1 pseudogene is annotated in these 1581 nt (G+C 63.1%); it reads left to right on the forward strand.

The annotated features are described in order from the left end of the window. Nucleotides 1–178 precede the first annotated feature (178 nt). Nucleotides 179–1486 (forward strand): annotated as a pseudogene (gene katE / locus RGD00_RS23235) (catalase); the annotation flags it as partial. Nucleotides 1487–1581 lie beyond the last annotated feature (95 nt).

Consider the following 1581-nt stretch of genomic DNA (forward strand, 5'->3'; position numbering starts at 1 on the left):
GTCGGTCTGCTCATGCCACCCAGCTACCATGCTGGATTCACGAGATGAATCCCTCACAGGATTTGTGCAACAGAGCCACCCGGCGGGGCAGCATCGCCGCGATCCGAATGCCCGGCCCGACGACAACACCAAGCAGCCGGGCGGAACCACGCCCACGCCAGCCTTCGGAGATCGCGACATGCGCCAGAAAATGCCCCCCGCCCGGATCCACGACCAGACACCGACCCGCGGCGCGGGCGGAGAGCTGCACCAGACCGCAGAGGGCGGCGAGGCGCTGACCACCGCACAGGGCGCGCCGGTTTCGGATGACCAGAACATGCTGCGCGCCGGCCCGCGCGGCCCCGCGCTGATGGAGGATCATCTTTTCCGCGAAAAGATCTTCCATTTCGACCACGAACGCATCCCCGAACGGGTGGTCCATGCCCGCGGCTACGGCGCGCACGGGTTTTTCGAAACCTATGAATCGCTCGCCCGCTATACCCGCGCCGACATCTTCCAGCGCGCGGGAGAGATCACGCCCGCCTTCGTGCGCTTTTCCACCGTGGTGGGATCGAAAGGGTCGTTCGACCTTGCCCGCGACGTGCGCGGCTTTGCGGTGAAGCTTTACACCAAGGAGGGCAACTGGGACATCGTGGGCAACAACATCCCGGTGTTCTTCATCCAGGATGCGATCAAGTTCCCCGACCTCGTGCATTCGATCAAGGACGAACCCGACCGGGGTTTTCCGCAGGCCACCGCCGCGCATGACAACTTCTGGGATTTCATCTCGCTGACGCCGGAATCGCTGCACATGATCATGTGGGCCATGTCCGACCGGGCGATCCCGCGGTCCTTCCGGTTCATGCAGGGCTTCGGCGTCCATACCTTCCGCCTGCTGGACGAAAACGACAGGTCCACCTTCGTCAAGTTCATCTGGAAGCCCAGGCTGGGCATGCAGTCGGTGATGTGGAACGAGGCGGTCAAGATCAACGGCGCCGACCCCGATTTCCACCGCCGCGACCTGTGGAATGCGATCCAGGCGGGGAATTTCCCGGAATGGGAACTCAACCTGCAACTCTTCGATCAGGACTTCGCCGACCGTTTCGATTTCGACGTGCTGGACCCGACCAAGCTGATCCCCGAAGAACTGCTGCCGCCGATCCCCGTGGGCCGGCTGGTGCTGGACCGGATGCCCGACAATTTCTTCGCCGAGACGGAACAGGTCGCCTTCATGACCCAGAACCTGCCGCCGGGGATCGACTTTTCCGACGATCCGCTGTTGCAGGGGCGGAATTTCAGCTACCTCGACACGCAGTTGAAAAGGCTGGGCAGCACGAATTTCACCCATCTGCCGATCAACGCGCCGAAATGCCCCTTCGCGCATTTCCAGCAGGACGGCCATATGGCGATGCGCAACCCCAAGGGCCGTGCGAACTATCAGCCGAATTCCTGGGGCGAGGGCCCGCGCGAGGATCCCGTCCGCGGTTTCCGCGGCTCTGTTGCACAAATCGGCTGCTGATCGGACTTCCCCTTTCCCCGGACAGATTTATCCTGCGACCTCTGTGATGGGCGTGCCGAGCGCGGTGAAGCCGTTGAGCACGG

It is taken from the genome of Ruixingdingia sedimenti (assembly GCF_031432425.1).
In the GTDB taxonomy this organism is placed as follows: Bacteria; Pseudomonadota; Alphaproteobacteria; order Rhodobacterales; family Rhodobacteraceae; genus Ruixingdingia; species Ruixingdingia sedimenti.